Raw genomic sequence first — 17,287 nt, 5'->3', positions numbered from 1 at the left:
CAGATACAAATTCATGTATAATTGTATCGAAAAGGGGGAAGCTTAATGTCATATGCAATAGAAATGCTTAATATAACGAAAGAGTTTCCTGGTATCAAAGCAAACGATAATGTTACCTTACAAGTAGAACAAGGTGAAATACATGCATTGTTAGGAGAAAATGGTGCCGGAAAATCGACGCTGATGTCTATTTTGTTTGGTTTATATCAACCAGATGAAGGACAAATAAAAATAAATGGAGAACCTGTTGAAATCAATGATCCAAATGATGCCAATAAATATAATATTGGTATGGTGCATCAACATTTCAAACTTGTACATAACTTTACAGTGTTAGAAAACATTATTTTAGGGATAGAAGAAACAAAACATACTTTTATTCAAAAAGATACAGCACGTAAAAAAGTTGTTGAATTATCTGAAAAATATAAATTAAATGTTGATCCAGATGCTTTAATTTCGGATATTACTGTAGGAATGCAACAAAGAGTAGAAATTTTAAAAATGTTATTTAGAGATAATAACGTTTTAATTTTTGATGAACCTACTGCTGTTTTAACACCACAAGAAATTGAAGAACTTATGCTTATTATGAAGGATTTGGTTAAAGAAGGTAAATCAATTATTTTCATTACGCATAAGTTAAATGAAATTAAAGCAGTTGCGAATCGTTGTACAATCTTAAGAAAAGGTAAATATATTGATACAGTTGATGTTGCTTCAACTCCTGTAGAAAAATTATCTGAATTAATGGTTGGACGTAAAGTTAATTTCATCGTTGAAAAAGATGAACCAAAATTAGGAGATACTGTTCTAGAAGTAAAAGACTTGTGCTATAAACCTGCACATTCTTCTAAAAATGTTTTAAATAATGTATCTTTTGATGTCCGCCGTGGTGAAATTGTTTGTATTGCGGGTATTGATGGAAACGGACAAACAGAGCTTGTTTATGCTTTATCAGGATTAATTAAACATAATAGTGGACAAATTTTATTAAATGGGGAAGATTTATCACATGACAGTATTCGTTCACGTACATTAAAAGGAATAGCTCATATTCCAGAAGATCGTCATAAACATGGTCTTGTTTTGGACTATAATCTTGCAGAAAACTTTATTTTAAAGGATTATTTTGATCCTAAATATCAAAATAAAGGGTTTATTAAGTTTGATAAGATGTATGAAACTGCAAATCAATTGATTGATAAATATGATGTACGTTCAGGTGAAGGTGCTAAATCTATTACGAGGGGTATGTCAGGAGGAAATCAACAAAAGGCCATCATTGCTAGGGAAGTTGAATCAAATTCTGATTTATTGATTGCAGTTCAACCAACACGTGGATTAGATGTTGGAGCAATTGAATTTATTCATAAACAACTTGTTAAACAAAGAGATGACAATAAAGCAGTCTTACTTGTTTCTTTAGAGTTAGATGAAGTTATGAATGTTTCAGATCGTATTTTAGTTATGTATGAAGGTGAAATCGTTGCTAATTTAGATCCAAAACAAATTGATGAAAAAGAATTAGGACTTTATATGTCAGGAAGTAAACGAGGTGAAGGATATGAAAAATAGCGAATCTAAACAAAATCTGATAGCTTCTTTACTTGCTATTTTAATTGGATTACTTATTGGATTTATTGTCATTTTAATTGCAAATCCATCTCAAGCATTTAGAGCGATGGGAATTATGTTATCTGGTGGTTTTTATAAAGGATTAAGAAGTACAGGACAAGTACTTTATTCAGCAATTCCAATCATGATGACAGGTCTTTCTGTGGCTTTTGCCTTTAAATGCGGAAACTTTAATATTGGGACAACTGGACAATATACAGTAGGTGGTTTTGTAGCGTTATTTCTTGCAAATACGCTTTATCAAACTGTCCCTGACTCATTATTATGGATTATTTGTTTAATTGCTGCTGGTTTAGCGGGAGCTCTTTGGGCATTGATCCCAGGAATTTTAAAAGCATATAGAAATGTAAATATCGTTATTTCTGGTATCATGTTTAATTATATTGGAATGTATCTTGTTATTGAAGGAGTTAAAGCTTTTATCTATGATTCAGCTGGTGCTCGTTCACAAACATCTAAAATTGCTGTTCCCAAAATGGGATTAAACCATATTTTCCCAGGTTCAGATGTTAACGGTGGAATTATTATTGCGATTGCTTTATGTGTCGTCGCTTACATCATTTTAAACAAAACAACTTTTGGCTATGAACTAAAAGCATGTGGTTATAATCCAGAAGCAAGTCGCTATGCAGGTATGTCTGAAAAGAAAATTGTTATTTTATCTATGGTTATTTCGGGATTCTTTTCTGGTATCGGTGGTGGACTTGTTTATATTGGTGGTACGGGTAGAGCCTTTACAACTGCAGAAGTTACACTTCCTGAAGGATTTAACGGAATACCTGTTGCACTTCTAGGAATGAATAGTCCACTTGGTTGTATTTTAGCAGCATTATTTGTTTCATACATCAATGTTGGTGGTAATTATATGCAAGCATGTAATATTCCAGTGGAAATCATTGATGTCATTTCAGCGGTTATTATTTACTTTAGTTCATTTGCTTTAATGATTCGTTTATATTTACAAAATCGTGAGAAGAAAAAACATAAAAAAGAAGTTGCTGTTGAAGGAGGTCAAGAATAATGGATATTATTTTAAATGTCTTAAATCAAACATTAGTCTTTACGATTCCTCTTTTAGTAGTTGCTTTAGGTGGAATGTTTAGTGAACGAAGCGGTGTTGTTAATATTGCGTTGGAAGGAATTATGATTGGGGGAGCATTTGTAGGTGTTTATTTCATTTATTTAATGCAATTAGCAAATACATCATTAAATCCTCAATTACTATTAATTTTATCTTTAATTGTTGCAGGTGTTTTTGGTGCTTTATTAAGTTTACTTCATGCTTTTGCAGCAATTAACTTGAAAGCCGATCAAACGATTTCAGGGACTGCAATTAATATGTTAGCTCCTGGATTGGGACTTTTCTTAGCTAAATTAATTTTTAATGGAAATTCAAGTGTACCTTTTTCTAATACATTTAGAATTCATGAGATTCCTGTTTTATCACAAATTCCAATTTTAGGACCTATCTTATTTAAAGGTGCTTACATTACAACTTATCTTGGAATTATTATTTTGATTTTATCAGTTATTTTCTTAAATAAAACAAGAGCTGGTTTAAGATTACGTGCTTGTGGAGAAAATCCTCAAGCTGCAGATGCTGCTGGTGTAAGTGTCTATAAATATCGTTATATTGGTGTTCTATTATCAGGATTTTTAGGTGGTATGGGTGGTCTTATCTACATCATTCCAATTTCAACTGTATTTAACAGTGATGTTGGTGGATATGGGTTTTTAGCACTAGCTATCTTGATCTTTGGTAACTGGCAACCTTATCGTATTGCAGCAGCCTCATTATTCTTTGGTATTATGAAGACACTTGCTTATACCTATACAGCAATTCCGTTTTTATCAGCATTAGGTTTCCCTAGTGTTGTTTATAAATTAATTCCTTATGTAGCAACATTAATTTTATTAGCCTTTACTTCTAAAAATTCTGCTGCCCCTAAGGCTTCAGGAATACCTTACGATAAATCAAAACGATAGAATTATAAAAGTATTGTTTCAAATGAAATAATACTTTTTTTATTTTTGCTGAATTTGTGTATAATAGATAAAGACGAAAGGAAATGATTATGGAAAAAGTTTATAAAATGAATGGATATGATTTACATCTTATCCCTACAAATAAATTTAAAAATATTACAATTTCACTTAAACTACAAAATACTTTAGATAAAGAAACTGTTACAAAAAGAACCTTACTTTCTTTTATGCTTACAACGGGGACAAAAGATTATCCGTCTACCCAAGAGTTATCAAAATACTTGGAGAGCATGTATGGCATGAAATTAGGCGCAAATGTTGTTACCAAAGGGAAAAGCCATATTATTAATGTAAATTCTATTTGTATTAATCAGGAATATTTACCTTATCAAGAGAATTTATTAGAAAAACAAATTTGTTTATTAAATGATATCTTTTTTAAGCCAAATGCTTCCAATGGATATTTTGATCAAACGATGTTTGATCGTAAGAAAAAGGAATTGATTGAAAGGCTTATTAGTAATCAAGATGACAAGTTCTATTATAGTTTGGAAAAAATGTTTGAATATATGGGTAAAGGAACATGTTTAGGTATATCTTCTCATGGAGAAATAGAAGATATTAAAAAGATTACAAATGAAGAACTCTTCAGATATTTTCAAGAGTGTATTATACATGATAAAAAACATATTTATGTGGTTGGTAATATTCAAGAATCTATTGTTGATGTCTTTAAGAAAAATCTATTGTTTGATCAAAATGAAAGTCATTTTGATACTGTTTATTCATTTGAAAAAAACAGAAAAGATTTATTAGAAATTATTGAAAAACAAGATATTACACAAGCTAAATTAAATATGGGGTATCGTATACCTGCTAATTATAAAAGTAGTCAACATTATGCATTTGTTGTCTTTAATGCGATTTTTGGAGGAATGAGTCAATCAAAACTCTTTAAAGTGGTTAGAGAAAAGAATTCTTTATGTTATTATATTTCTTCAAGTTATGATGCTTTTAATGGGTTAATGATTATAACGGCTGGAATTGAAAGCAAGGACTATCAACAAACAATTCAACTAATTAAAGAACAATTAAATGAAATGCAAGAGGGCCATTTTGATCAAAATGAAATTGATATTGCAAAGTTAATGATAAATAATTCTATGAAAAAAACATGTGATGAACCATTGAGTCAAATCGCTGTTCAATACAACAGAGATATAACAGAAAAGCAAGAAACAAATGAGGATTATTTAAAAAATATCGAAAATGTTACTTATCAAGATATCATTGATGTTTGTCAAGATATTGAACTCGATACAATATTTTTATTAAGAGGGAGAAATGAATAATGGAAAAGATTTATTATCAAACTTTAAAGGAAACATTGTTTCATGAAAAATTAGAAAATGGTTTAGAAGTGTATTTATTACCAAAAGTTGGATTTGAAAAAACATATGGTTTGTTTTCAACAAACTTTGGTTCTATTGATACAACATTTGTTCCTTTGGGACAAAAGGAAATGATAAAAGTTGAAGATGGAATTGCTCATTTTCTTGAACATAAAATGTTTGATATGAAAGATGGAGATGCGGCAGATAAATTTGCAAAGTTAGGAGCCAGTTCTAATGCTTTTACTTCATCAAGTAGAACGGCTTATCTTTTTTCAACAACAACAAATGAAAATGCATGTGTTGAGCTTTTATTGAATTTTGTTCAAAGCTTAGATATCACAGATGAGAGTGTGGAAAAAGAAAAAGGAATAATTTGTCAAGAAATTAAAATGTATGATGATGATCCTGATTGGCGTGTTTATTTTGGTGCAATTGCTAATTTATATCATAAACATCCTGTAAGAATTGATATTGCAGGAACCTGTGATACAGTTAATAATACGTATAAAGATATGTTAGAACTTTGTTATCATACATTTTATCATCCACATAATATGATGCTTTTTGTAGTAGGAAATATTCAACCTGAAGAATTAATGGATGTTATCAAAGAAAATCAAAACAAAAAACATTTTTTACCTGAAACTTCAATTCAAAGAAAGAAAATTGAAGAACCTGAATCTGTAGCTGTTAAAGAACAAATAGATATAATGCAAGTAGAAATGAATAAATTAATTGTATCTATCAAAGTTAATGATATTATGACAAATCCACAAGAAAAAATTAAAAGAGAACTTTCATTTAATTTACTTTTTGATTTATATTTTTCAAAAAGTTCCGTATTATACAATGAATGGTTATCAAAAGGGTATATTAATGAAACATTTAGTGCGAATTTTACCCAAGAAAGAGATTATGCTTTTATTTTAATAGGTGGAGATCAAGATGATTACCACTTATTACAAAAGACAATTTTTGACTTTATAGAACATATTGATGATTTAGTTATTGAACAAGAGGACTTTGAAAGAATAAAGAGAAAAACAATAGGAAATTTTATAAATAGTTATAATAGTCCAGAAAGTATTGCAAATAGTTTTAGTCGTTATTATTTTGAAGGAATTTGTTCTTTTGAGTTAGTAAACTATGTAAGTAAAATAACAATAGCTGATTTAAATGAAGTTAAAAAATATTTTAACAAAGAGTATGCTTCTACTTATATTGTAAAAAAAGATAAATAGAGGTATATTTCAAAAAAAAATATGGTATAATGAATCCGACTAGAGAGTGTCAATAAATTTCCTACACGTTAGATACGGGAACCTGATCTAAACAATGGTGTTGAAGGCCTATCTTTGAATAGGAATCCTAAAATTGTTTAAAGGTGCCCACCTGTACAAAACAGGGATAATCTAAAAGCTCTCTAGTTTTTTAATACAATGAAGGAGGTCTTTTATGGCTGCAATAGATCAAAAACTTATAGATAGAATTAATGTTCTGGCAAAGAAAAAGAAAGAGGGAACAATTACCCCTGAAGAATTAAAAGAACAAGATAAATTAAGAAAAGAATATATTCGCTTATTTAGAGAAGGTTTTAAATCTCAACTTAAAACAATTAAAGTTGTAGATGAAAAAGGGAATGATATTACTCCAGAAAAACTAAAAAGAGAAAAACTAAAAAATTAAGGTTTTAAAAGAATACATATTTAATTTTTGTAGAAAATGTGTATAATATGTCTTGACTTATTTAAAAATGGGAGAAAAAGTAAATGGATATTTCAAATTTATCAATCGCAACAATTAGAAGTTTAGGAATCGATACTATTAATAAAGCAAATTCTGGACATCCAGGAATGGTGTTGGGATCAGCACCGGCTTTATACACACTATTTAACAAAGAGTTAAATATTTATAACAAAGAAGAAAATTGGATCAATAGAGATCGTTTTGTTTTAGCAAGTGGACATGCTTCAGCATTGTTATACAGCTTATTACATTTAGATGGTTTTGATGTCACTATCGATGATTTAAAAAACTTCAGACAACTTCATTCACGTACACCAGGACATCCTGAAATTGAAATGACTCATGGTGTAGATGCCTCAAGTGGTCCATTAGGTCAAGGTATTCCTATGGCTACAGGAATGGCTATGGCTGAAAAGTTTTTAGCAAGCCAATATAACAAAGAAAATTTTGATATTATTGATCATTATACTTATGTTTTATGTGGTGATGGAGATATGCAAGAAGGGGTTACTTATGAAGCAGCTTCTTTAGCAGGACATTTATCTTTAGGAAAATTAATTGTGTTGTATGATGCAAATAAAGTTACTTTAGATGGTCCTTTATCAATGTCATTTAGCGAAAACGTGAAAAAACGTTATGAAGCTTGTAATTGGCAAGTTATCGAAGTTAAAGATGGGAATGATATTCAAGAAATTCATAAAGCTATCAAAAAAGGAAAAAAAGAACAATATAAACCAACATTAATTATTGTTAATACTGTTATTGGTTTTGGTTCTGCAAACCAAGGAACAAATAAAGTTCATGGTGCGCCACTGGGTAAAGAAGATGGTAAAAATACCAAATTATCTTATGGTTTTGATCATGAAGAATTCTATGTTCCAGAAGAAGTTTATGAAGATTTCAAAAAGTCAATCAAACGTGGTAAATCTAAGTTTAATAAATGGAATAAGTTATTTAAAGAATATAAAAATCAATACCCTCAAGAAGCAAAACAATTAGAAGATGCAATTGATGGAAAATATACATTAGATGTAGAAGAAATTATAAAAAATTATCCTGCAGGTCATAATGATGCAACAAGAAATACATCATTAGAAATTATTCAAGAAGTAGCTAAACAAAATCCTACATTCTTATCAGGAACTGCAGATTTAGCTAGCTCAACAAAAACTCAAATCAAAGGTCAAAATAATTTCAGCGTTGAAGATTATAGTGGACGTAATTTAGTATTTGGTATTCGTGAATTTGCAATGGTAGCTATTCTAAACGGGATGACTTTACATAAAGGTGTTAAAGTTTCAGCTGGTGGATTCTTAGTTTTTTCTGATTATTTCAAAGCAGCTGTAAGAATGGCTTGTTTAATGAAATTACCAATTATCTTACCATTATCACATGACTCTATTGCTGTTGGAGAAGATGGTCCAACACATCAACCAATTGAACAATTTGCAATGTTAAGATCAATTCCAAATATGCATGTTATTCGTCCAGGTGATGCTGTAGAAATGGCTGCGGCATGGAAATTAGCAATTGAATCAAAAGAAAATCCTACTGCTCTTATTTTAACAAGACAAAATGTTGAAACAATGGCAGGAAGTTCAGTAGAAGGTGTTTCAAAAGGTGCCTATATCATTGGTAAAGAAGAAAAACAATGTGATGCAATTATTATTGCATCAGGCTCAGAAGTTAATCTTGCAATGAATGCAAAAACTGAATTACTTAAAAAAGGGATTGATGTCCGTGTTGTATCAATGCCATGTCAAGAAATCTTTGATCAACAAGATAAAGCTTATAAACAATCTGTTTTACCAAATGATGTACGTAAACGTTTATCAGTAGAAATGGCAAGTTCATTTGGATGGCATAAATATGTTGGTTTAGATGGTATTGTGATGTCGATTGATGAATTTGGAAGAAGTGCACCAGCTAATCAAGTGATTGAATCATTTGGGTTTACTGTAGATAAAGTTGTTGAAAATGTTGAAAAATTAGTAAAATAAGGGTCTAGCCCTTATTTTTTTTACAAATTTCTCCATCACATCATGATATGATGTTTTTGGTGATGAACATGAAATATATTATTTATGAATACGCAACAGGAATGGAAAAACTTTTTGAACAATATCCTCATTTAAAAGATTATTTTGATAGTTTGACATTGGATAATAATTATTTGATTAAACTTATGGAATGTGCTTATAAAAATGTTGATTATTTAAACGATGTTATTTACAGTGCCCTTAGTAAACGGCAAGAATATCATCGTATTGGGCATTTACATATTTTTGAAAATCAACTAACTCATGAAATTATTCATTTAGAAGTAAAAAAGTATGCTATTGAAGTCGAATCTAGGGATAAAAACAATATATTCTTCGATATTCTCTATCATAATTTAAAAAGTTATGTTATAATAAACGGGAATTTGTAAAGGGAGGTATTATTGAATGTTATATGCTATTCTTGGATTAATCGTTGGATTAATTGCCGGATTCTTTGCGTCTCGTTATTTCTTTAAAAAACAATTACAAAAAAATCCACCTATCAATGAAAAAATGATTCGTGCTATGTATATGGAAATGGGAAGAAAACCAAGTGAGGCTCAAATTAAAAGAATTATGGCTTCAGTGAAATCACAATATAAATAAGGGGATACCCTTATTTTTATTTATATGAAAATATATATTACGCGCCACTCACTTACTACATGGAACGAAGAAAAAAGATTACAAGGATGGAAAAACTCTGATCTTACAAAACAAGGTTTAGAAGATGCTAAGCGTTTAGGAAATTATTTAAAGAATCAATCTTTTGATGGAATTTATTCCTCACCTTTAAAGCGTGCTAAAGAAACAGCACAGTTGATTTTTCCAAATAAAACGATTATTGAAGATGATCGTTTAAAGGAAATGAATTTTGGAGATTATGAAGGCAAATTTATCGATGAATTAAAAAAAGAAAAAGATTATTATACTTTATGGAATGAACCACAAGGTGACTTTTCTATTAAAAATGGAGAAACATATCAGGAAGTTGTTGATCGAGTATTAGATTTTATTGAAGAAAAATACAAGGAAAATAAAAAATGTATTTTTATTACAATACATGGAATGTTATTTACTGTTTTAAATGGTCTGTTTTTAAATCTTCCAATTGAACATTTTAATGAAGTCAATCAAAATATTGTACGAGGTTGTTCATTATCGTTATTTGAGTATAATGGGAAAGAATTTAAAATTGATTATATTGGGAAAGATGATTTTCTTGAATCTAGAAAGACAAAAATAAGTTATAAATAAAAGATTAGCATTTTTTTGCTAATCTTTTTACATCCATTGGATTTTTGATTCAGTATGATTTTTAATGCGTTTTATATTTTCTTTATGTCTATAAACAAGAAGAATAACTGCAAAAGTCATACAAATTTTTGCTGTCAGAGGTAAATCAAGAAATGGCGTAATTGCTAAAACAATTAATGATGTTGAAATAGAAGAAAGTGAAACATATTTCGAAATTTTTAAAACGGATAAAAACACAATGATTGCAACTATTGCATAAAGTGGTTCAATACATAAAAAATATCCTAAACACGTTGAAACAGCTTTACCACCTCTAAATCCAGCGAAAATTGGATAACAGTGTCCAAAAATACATGCCAATCCAGCAATATACTTAATATCTGGATTTAAATTCAACTTTCCAGCAAGAAAATAACTTATATAATAAACAAGAACAGCTTTTAAAGCATCGAGAATAATTACAGACATTCCAGCTTTTTTTCCAAGAACTCGTCCTGCATTTGTTCCACCTAAATTTCCTGAACCACTCTCTCTAACATCTGTATTATAGAAAACTTTTCCAATAACAAGGGCAAAAGGAATAGATCCATAAAAATAACCCAATAGAATTAATAAAATTTCATACACTTTCATCACCAAAACCCATTATACTGTTATCTAATAAAATTGCAATTAAACTTTGAAAAAAAACGAGAGTATTGATATAATAAGGCAAGTGTAATAAAGGAGTGAATGATATGTCAAAAAATACATATGATGAGTCGAATATTCAAATCCTCGAAGGACTAGAAGCAGTTCGTAAAAGACCAGGAATGTATATTGGTTCTACAGATAGTCGAGGATTGCATCACCTTGTATGGGAAATTGTAGATAACGCAATAGATGAAGCTCTTTCTGGCTATGGTGATCTCATCGAAGTCACAATATGTAAAGATAATAGCATTAAAGTACAAGATCATGGTCGAGGTATGCCTACAGGGATGCATGCTTCAGGAAGACCTACAACGGAAGTCATTCTTACAATTCTTCATGCCGGAGGTAAATTTTCTGAAGAGGGTGGTTATAAAACTTCAGGAGGACTTCATGGTGTTGGGGCCTCTGTTGTTAATGCCTTATCTCATTGGTTAGAGGTAACGGTCTGCCGTGATGGTAAAATTTTCCAACAACGCTTTGAAGAAGGTGGAGAAAAAATTGGAAAACTTAAAACAATTGGTAAAACTAAAGAAACAGGTACATTGATTCATTTTTTGCCTAATGACCAAATTTTTTCGACAACTGAATTTAATTATAAAACAATAAGCGAACGTTTAAGAGAAAGTGCTTTTCTTTTAAAAGGAATCAAAATTGTTTTAAAAGATGAACGTACAGGAAAAATGGACGAATTCCATTTTGAAAATGGTTTAGAAGCATTTATTGATTATTTAAATACAAATAAAGATGTGTTGCATCCAACAATTTCAATCGAAGGACAACAAAATGGTTTAGAAGCTGATATTGCTTTACAGTTTACTTCGGGTTATCAAGAAACAACACTTTCATTTGTTAACCTAGTAAGAACGGGTGATGGTGGAACTCATGAAACAGGATTTAAAACAGGGCTTACAAAAACGTTTAATGAATACGCTCGAAAATATGGTTTATTAAAAGAAAAAGATAAAAATTTAGAAGGAAATGATGTCCGTGAAGGTTTATCTGCCATCATTTCTGTTAAAGTTCCTGAACACCTTCTCCAATTTGAAGGACAAACTAAATCCAAATTAGGAACACCCGAAGCTAGAAATATTGTTGATAGTATTGTTTATGAAAAACTTTCTTATTTCTTAGAAGAAAATAAAGAAATTGCGGATAATTTAGTCAAGAAAATGATCAAAGCTGCTCAAGTAAGAGATGCTGCCAGAAAAGCAAGAGAAGCCGCTAGAAAAGGAAAAGGAACAAGACAAGAAAGAATTTTAAGTGGGAAACTTGCGCCAGCTCAAACAAAAAATAAAAAGAAAAATGAGCTTTATCTTGTCGAAGGAGATTCTGCCGGTGGTAGTGCAAAACAAGGACGAGATCGTAAATATCAAGCAATTTTGCCTTTAAGAGGTAAGGTGTTGAACAGTGAAAAGGTTTCTTTACAAGATATTTTAAAAAATGAAGAACTTGCAACTTTAATTAATACAATTGGTGCGGGATTTGGTGCTGATTTTAAAGTAGAAGACAGTCATTATGATAAAATTATTATTATGACCGATGCTGATACCGATGGGGCACATATTCAAATTTTATTATTGACTTTCTTCTATCGCTATATGAAAGATTTAATTACAGCTGGAAAAGTTTATATTGCTTTACCACCTCTTTATAAGGTTTCTAAAAAAAGTGGTAAAAAAGAAGAAGTTATTTATTGTTGGGAAGATTATGAACTTGAAGAAGCCAAAAAGAAAATTGGACGTGGCTATAATGTACAACGTTACAAAGGTCTTGGTGAAATGAATGCTTCTCAATTATGGGAAACAACAATGGATCCTGAAACAAGAACATTAATCCAAGTTTCTATTGAAGATGCCGCTGTTGTTGAAAGAAATGTCACTGTTTTAATGGGTGATAAAGTAGAACCAAGACGTGAATGGATTGAACAAAATGTTCAATTCAGTTTAGAAGATAATTATCAAATTTAGGAGGTTAGCATGAGCGATAAAAAAATTGTAATGAATTTAGAAGCGATTATGGGAGACCGCTTTGGAAAATATTCAAAATACATTATACAAGAACGTGCACTTCCTGATGTGCGAGATGGTTTAAAACCAGTACAACGAAGAATATTATATTCCATGAACAAAGAAGGAAATACTTATAACAAACCTTATCGTAAATCCGCAAAAACAGTTGGAAATGTTATTGGTAACTATCATCCTCATGGAGATATTTCTGTATATGATGCGATGGTGCGTCTTTCACAAGAATGGAAAATTCGTGCACCACTTATTGATATGCAAGGAAATAATGGTTCGATTGATAATGACCCAGCTGCTGCAATGCGTTATACAGAAGCGAGATTATCACCTATTGCAAGTGAATTATTAAGAGATTTAGATAAAGATACTGTTTTAATGTCTTTAAACTTTGATGATACCGAATATGAACCTACAGTGTTACCAGCTGCTTATCCTAACTTATTAGTTAATGGCTCTACTGGTATTTCAGCAGGGTATGCTACAGATATACCACCACACAATTTACAAGAAGTCATAGATGCAACGATTCATCGTATTAAATATCCTCATTGTTCTCTTGATAAATTAATGGAATTTATCAAAGGACCTGATTTTCCTACAGGAGCAATTGTCGAGGGTATTGACGGAATTAGAAATGCTTTTGAAAAAGGTAAAGGAAAAGTTATTGTTCGCGCGAAAACAGAAATTGTTGAACAAAAGAATATGAATCAGATTGTAGTTACTGAAATTCCTTATGAAGTGAATAAAGCAGAACTTGTTCGTAAAATTGATGAAATTCGTTTTAATAAAAATATCGATGGCATCTTAGAAGTAAGAGATGAATCAGATAGAGAAGGATTACGTGTTGTTATTGATTTAAAGAAAACTGTAAATGTTCAAAATACACTCAATTATTTTTATAAAAATACCGATCTTCAAAAAAATTATAATTACAATATGGTGGCTATTAAAGATAAACGCCCTGTTTTAATGGGAATTGTTGATATTTTAGATGGTTACATTGACCATCAAATTGATGTTGTTACAAGAGCTAGTCTTTATGATTTAAGTAAAGCCAATGAACGTTTACACATTGTTGATGGACTTATTAAAGCTATTTCTATTTTAGATGATGTTGTAAAAACAATTAGAAGTTCAAAAGATAAGGCGGATGCCAAAAAGAATTTAATTTTAGAATATCAATTTTCTGAAAAACAAGCAGAAGCTATTGTTATGTTACAACTTTATCGTTTAACAAATACAGATATTGTTTCATTACAAGAAGAAAAGGCGGAACTTGAAAAACGTATTCATGAACTTAATGAAATATTAGATAGTGATGATGTTTTAAGAAATGTTATTATTAAAAGATTAAGAGAAATCAAACAAAAATATCCAATGCCTCGATTAACACAAATCAAGGAAAAAGTAAGTGAAGTAAAAATTGATGAAAAAGCAATGATCATTTCTGAAGATATTTACGTTTCTATTACAAGAGATGGTTATATTAAACGTATTTCTCAACGCTCAATCAATGCCAGTACAAATATACCATTTGGTAAAAAAGATGATGATATTTTAATTTCACTCTATAAAGCAAATACACTAAGTCATTTATTGCTTTTTACAAATAAAGGAAATTATTTATTTGTACCTGTTCATAAGATTGAAGAATTTAAATGGAAAGATCTTGGTAAACATGTGAGCTATTTAGTTAAAGTTAATTCAGATGAAAAGATTATTTCAACTATTTTAGTAAAAGACTTTAATCTTCCATTATATGTTTTATTAGCTACTAAAAATGGTCAAATTAAAAGAACACTTTTAAAAGATTTCGAAGTAACACGTTATTCAAAATCAATTATGTGTATGAAAGTAAAAGATAACGACGAAATTGTAAGTGCGAAGCTTACGGATGATCATCAAGGAATCTTTATTGCAACACGTGCTGGTTATGGTGGATTATATAGCGAAAAAGAAGTTTCTGTTATTGGTTTAAAAGCAGCGGGAATTAAAGCTTTAAATTTAAAAGATGATACTATTCAATCAGTAGAGACTTTCAATCCAATGGAAACCTACTCAATCATGCTTTTTAGTGAAGATGGTCAAATGAAAAGATTAAAACTAAGTGATGTACCGGCATGTAAACGTACTACAAAAGGTATAACACTTTATAAGAACTTGAAAACAAAAACAATCTATGTTCATAGTGCGCTTATTATGACAAATAAAGATGAAGCCAAAGTTTATACAGATCAAGAAACATATGATTTAAAAGCAACTGATTTTAATTACGCTACTTTAGAATCAAGATTTTCATCTTTTATCAAATTGAAAAAGGGTGAACATATTCTATGTGTTTTAAAAGACCATTCTTATTCAACAAGTGATTATGATACTTTAAAAGAAAATAAATCTGAAGAAGTATTAGAAGTAAAAGAAGTCAAAGAAAAAACATTATTAGATGATTATGATATTCAAGAAATAGAAGTACCAAAGAATCATAAGACATCTATCAAAAAAGAAACAAATACTAAGTATGAAAAAATTAGTTTAGAAGATATTTTAAAAGATGATAACTTTTAGAAAAAGACGTTAATCGTCTTTTTCTTTATTTATATAACATTTTAATAATTTAATAAGTGCTTTTTTTTCAATACGAGAAACATAGGATCTAGAGATATGATATTCTCTTGCAATCTCATTTTGCGTCATTTTATCATAATTATTTAAGCCGTAACGTTTAGAAAGAATATCTTGTTCTTTTGGAGTCAATATATGAAAAATATTTAAAAAGGTATCGATATTATCTTTTTGATAAATTTGATCAATAATAGGTTTTTCTTTGTTATCAATTAATTCTTCTAAGACGATTTCACTGCCATCGCGGTCTACACCAATCACTTCATTTAAAGAAACTTCTAAGTTTAGTTTTTTATTCTTTCTTAAATGCATAAGTATTTCATTTTCAATACATTTTGATGCATAAGTAGCAAGTTTTGTTTTTTTATCAAGAGAATAGCTGTCAATAGCTTTTATTAAGCCAATCGTTCCAATTGAAATTAAATCTTCTTGTAAATCTTTATTGTTATTATATTTTTTAGCAATATGTGCAACAAGCCTTAAATTTTTTTCAATAAGCAAATCTCTTGCGTTTTTATCGCCTTGTTCTTTCTTTTCTAAATAAAATCGTTCTTCTTTTGCGCTAAGGGGTAAATCAAAAGTTTTTGATTTTATATAGGAAATAAAATAGGCGTTGTTTAAGAGTGCTAAAAGTAAAGAAAACACAAAATCACCTCTCTATATTTAATGCAAAATAATACAAAAAATGATAAATAAATTTATTGTTTGTTTTGCTTAACTTTTCTTTAAAAATCAAGTATAATAGGGTACAATTGTTATGTGAAAAAGAGAGGTATTTTATGGAAGAATTAAGATGCTATGGCTGTGGAGCAATCATTCAAAGTGATGATGAAAAAAAAGTAGGGTATGTCCCTAAAAACGCTTTAAGTAGAAACGAAGTTTTATGTAAAAGATGTTTTAAGTTAAAGAATTATCATCAATTACAAGAAACAAATTTAACAGATGATGATTTTTTAGAAATTTTAAATAAAATAGGTGAACGAGATTGTTTAGTTGTTTATATGGTAGATTTATTTGATTATAATGGAAGTTTAATTCAAGGACTAGCAAGACATGTTAATTATAATGATTTGTTAGTGATTGGAAATAAAAGAGATATTCTTCCAAAATCAATCAAAGATACAAAAATCATTCATTGGCTACGTAGACAACTTAAATTAGAAGGGATTAAACCTGTCGATGTATTGCTTACAAGTGGTAAGAAGAATTATCATTTAGATGAATTGATGGCGATGATTGATCAATATCGTAAAGGACGAGATGTTTATGTTGTAGGTGCTACAAATGTTGGAAAATCATCACTCATCAACGCTTTATTAAAAGCTTATAGTAATGAAAACGAAAATTTAATTACAACAAGTGAGTTTCCAGGTACAACATTAGATTTAATTGAAATTCCCTTAGATGAACATTCTTCTATTTATGATAGTCCAGGAATTGTTAATAGACATCAAATAGCTCATATTGTTGATGAAAAAGAATTACAAAACATTTTACCACAAAGTGAATTAAGACCGGTGAATTATCAGTTAAATAGCCAACAAACTCTTTATTTTGGTGGTTTGGCTCGTCTTGATTTTATAACGGGTGAAAGAACATCTTTAGTATGTTATTTCCATCGAAGATTACAAATTCATCGTACGAAATTAGAAAAAGCAGATGAATTATATAATCGTCATATGACATTAAAACCGGAACCAAAAGAAAAAAGAAATATTCAATCTTTTAAAACATATCAATTTAAATTACCAAAAGGAAAAGTCGATATTGTTATATCAGGGCTTGGTTTTGTAACGATGAATTGTCCTGATGCAATTATAGAAGTAAAAACACCAGAAAATGTTGGTGTCTTTATAAGAGAAGCATTAATATAAAGGAGATAAGA

The 17,287-nt window shown here is 29.6% G+C and carries 15 protein-coding genes and 1 other RNA gene; 14 read left to right on the top strand and 2 right to left on the bottom strand.

The genetic code is table 11. From position 1 onward, the window contains the following. Nucleotides 1-45 precede the first annotated feature (45 nt). The 11 genes from C7U55_RS03255 (at nt 46) to C7U55_RS03205 (ending at nt 10,063) form a co-directional block, all read left to right on the top strand. Nucleotides 46-1,578, top strand: a complete 1,533-nt coding sequence (locus tag C7U55_RS03255) for an ABC transporter ATP-binding protein (RefSeq protein WP_106987321.1) — start codon at nt 46-48, stop codon at nt 1,576-1,578. Further along, nucleotides 1,568-2,659, top strand: a complete 1,092-nt coding sequence (locus C7U55_RS03250) for an ABC transporter permease (RefSeq protein WP_106987320.1) — start codon at nt 1,568-1,570, stop codon at nt 2,657-2,659. Before C7U55_RS03255 ends, C7U55_RS03250 begins: the two co-directional genes overlap by 11 nt. Beyond that, entirely contained in the window at nt 2,659-3,624 is a 966-nt protein-coding gene (locus tag C7U55_RS03245; protein ID WP_106987319.1) for an ABC transporter permease, read from the top strand. Before C7U55_RS03250 ends, C7U55_RS03245 begins: the two co-directional genes overlap by 1 nt. A gap of 89 nt (nt 3,625-3,713) precedes the next feature. Beyond that, nucleotides 3,714-4,976: an EF-P 5-aminopentanol modification-associated protein YfmF gene (gene yfmF, locus C7U55_RS03240; RefSeq protein WP_106987318.1), complete on the top strand. Its 1,263-nt coding sequence runs from the start codon at nt 3,714-3,716 to the stop codon at nt 4,974-4,976. Then, entirely contained in the window at nt 4,976-6,259 is a 1,284-nt protein-coding gene (gene yfmH / locus C7U55_RS03235; RefSeq protein ID WP_106987317.1) for an EF-P 5-aminopentanol modification-associated protein YfmH, read from the top strand. The genes yfmF and yfmH overlap by 1 nt, the downstream gene beginning before the upstream one ends. A 33-nt stretch (nt 6,260-6,292) precedes the next feature. Continuing rightward, nucleotides 6,293-6,452: non-coding RNA, 6S RNA (gene ssrS / locus C7U55_RS03230), on the top strand. Nucleotides 6,453-6,473: 21 nt separating this feature from the next. Further along, nucleotides 6,474-6,704: a DUF896 domain-containing protein gene (locus C7U55_RS03225; RefSeq protein ID WP_106987316.1), complete on the top strand. Its 231-nt coding sequence runs from the start codon at nt 6,474-6,476 to the stop codon at nt 6,702-6,704. Nucleotides 6,705-6,787: 83 nt separating this feature from the next. Then, entirely contained in the window at nt 6,788-8,764 is a 1,977-nt protein-coding gene (gene tkt / locus C7U55_RS03220) for a transketolase (RefSeq protein ID WP_106987315.1), read from the top strand. A 68-nt stretch (nt 8,765-8,832) separates the two neighbouring features. Then, on the top strand, nt 8,833-9,195 hold the full coding sequence (locus C7U55_RS03215; protein ID WP_162297401.1) for a sporulation inhibitor of replication protein SirA: 363 nt from the start codon (nt 8,833-8,835) through the stop codon (nt 9,193-9,195). A 16-nt stretch (nt 9,196-9,211) separates the two neighbouring features. Beyond that, nucleotides 9,212-9,412, top strand: a complete 201-nt coding sequence (locus C7U55_RS03210) for a YneF family protein (protein ID WP_022001278.1) — start codon at nt 9,212-9,214, stop codon at nt 9,410-9,412. A gap of 24 nt (nt 9,413-9,436) precedes the next feature. Next, a complete protein-coding gene (locus C7U55_RS03205) occupies nt 9,437-10,063 on the top strand; it encodes a histidine phosphatase family protein (RefSeq protein WP_106987313.1) in 627 nt (208 codons plus the stop codon). Nucleotides 10,064-10,090: 27 nt separating this feature from the next. On the opposite strand, the gene plsY is transcribed toward C7U55_RS03205, so the two are convergent. Continuing rightward, nucleotides 10,091-10,696 carry a glycerol-3-phosphate 1-O-acyltransferase PlsY gene (gene plsY, locus C7U55_RS03200; RefSeq protein WP_106987312.1) on the bottom strand — a complete coding sequence of 202 codons (606 nt, stop codon included), beginning with the start codon at nt 10,694-10,696 and terminating at the stop codon, nt 10,091-10,093. A 104-nt stretch (nt 10,697-10,800) separates the two neighbouring features. Between plsY and parE the strand changes: the two genes are divergently transcribed. Beyond that, the gene (gene parE, locus C7U55_RS03195) at nt 10,801-12,723 is read left to right on the top strand and encodes a DNA topoisomerase IV subunit B (protein ID WP_106987311.1); all 1,923 of its coding nucleotides are present in this window, start codon (nt 10,801-10,803) and stop codon (nt 12,721-12,723) included. A 9-nt stretch (nt 12,724-12,732) separates the two neighbouring features. Then, on the top strand, nt 12,733-15,345 hold the full coding sequence (gene parC, locus C7U55_RS03190; protein WP_106987310.1) for a DNA topoisomerase IV subunit A: 2,613 nt from the start codon (nt 12,733-12,735) through the stop codon (nt 15,343-15,345). A 9-nt stretch (nt 15,346-15,354) separates the two neighbouring features. On the opposite strand, the gene sigK is transcribed toward parC, so the two are convergent. Further along, nucleotides 15,355-16,047: an RNA polymerase sporulation sigma factor SigK gene (gene sigK / locus C7U55_RS03185; protein WP_106987309.1), complete on the bottom strand. Its 693-nt coding sequence runs from the start codon at nt 16,045-16,047 to the stop codon at nt 15,355-15,357. A 134-nt stretch (nt 16,048-16,181) separates the two neighbouring features. Between sigK and yqeH the strand changes: the two genes are divergently transcribed. Continuing rightward, on the top strand, nt 16,182-17,276 hold the full coding sequence (gene yqeH / locus C7U55_RS03180) for a ribosome biogenesis GTPase YqeH (protein ID WP_106987308.1): 1,095 nt from the start codon (nt 16,182-16,184) through the stop codon (nt 17,274-17,276). The last annotated feature ends 11 nt before the right edge of the window (nt 17,277-17,287 follow it).

This window comes from Faecalibacillus faecis, from assembly GCF_003024675.1.
Classification (GTDB): Bacteria; Bacillota_I; Bacilli_A; order Erysipelotrichales; family Coprobacillaceae; genus Faecalibacillus; species Faecalibacillus faecis.
Note: the sequence above shows the minus strand (reverse complement) of the source record. Positions and strands in the feature narration are given on the sequence as shown.

What these genes read in the sequence shown, in the direction of transcription:
- C7U55_RS03205 (WP_106987313.1), top strand. Translation starts at nt 9,437, where the DNA reads ATGAAAATATATATTACGCGCCACTCACTTACTACATGGAACGAAGAA.
- yfmF (WP_106987318.1), top strand. Translation starts at nt 3,714, where the DNA reads ATGGAAAAAGTTTATAAAATGAATGGATATGATTTACATCTTATCCCT.
- C7U55_RS03245 (WP_106987319.1), top strand. Translation starts at nt 2,659, where the DNA reads ATGGATATTATTTTAAATGTCTTAAATCAAACATTAGTCTTTACGATT.
- C7U55_RS03255 (WP_106987321.1), top strand. Translation starts at nt 46, where the DNA reads ATGTCATATGCAATAGAAATGCTTAATATAACGAAAGAGTTTCCTGGT.
- C7U55_RS03250 (WP_106987320.1), top strand. Translation starts at nt 1,568, where the DNA reads ATGAAAAATAGCGAATCTAAACAAAATCTGATAGCTTCTTTACTTGCT.
- parE (WP_106987311.1), top strand. Translation starts at nt 10,801, where the DNA reads ATGTCAAAAAATACATATGATGAGTCGAATATTCAAATCCTCGAAGGA.
- tkt (WP_106987315.1), top strand. Translation starts at nt 6,788, where the DNA reads ATGGATATTTCAAATTTATCAATCGCAACAATTAGAAGTTTAGGAATC.
- C7U55_RS03225 (WP_106987316.1), top strand. Translation starts at nt 6,474, where the DNA reads ATGGCTGCAATAGATCAAAAACTTATAGATAGAATTAATGTTCTGGCA.
- C7U55_RS03215 (WP_162297401.1), top strand. Translation starts at nt 8,833, where the DNA reads ATGAAATATATTATTTATGAATACGCAACAGGAATGGAAAAACTTTTT.
- yfmH (WP_106987317.1), top strand. Translation starts at nt 4,976, where the DNA reads ATGGAAAAGATTTATTATCAAACTTTAAAGGAAACATTGTTTCATGAA.
- C7U55_RS03210 (WP_022001278.1), top strand. Translation starts at nt 9,212, where the DNA reads ATGTTATATGCTATTCTTGGATTAATCGTTGGATTAATTGCCGGATTC.
- plsY (WP_106987312.1), bottom strand. Translation starts at nt 10,696, where the DNA reads ATGAAAGTGTATGAAATTTTATTAATTCTATTGGGTTATTTTTATGGA.
- parC (WP_106987310.1), top strand. Translation starts at nt 12,733, where the DNA reads ATGAGCGATAAAAAAATTGTAATGAATTTAGAAGCGATTATGGGAGAC.
- yqeH (WP_106987308.1), top strand. Translation starts at nt 16,182, where the DNA reads ATGGAAGAATTAAGATGCTATGGCTGTGGAGCAATCATTCAAAGTGAT.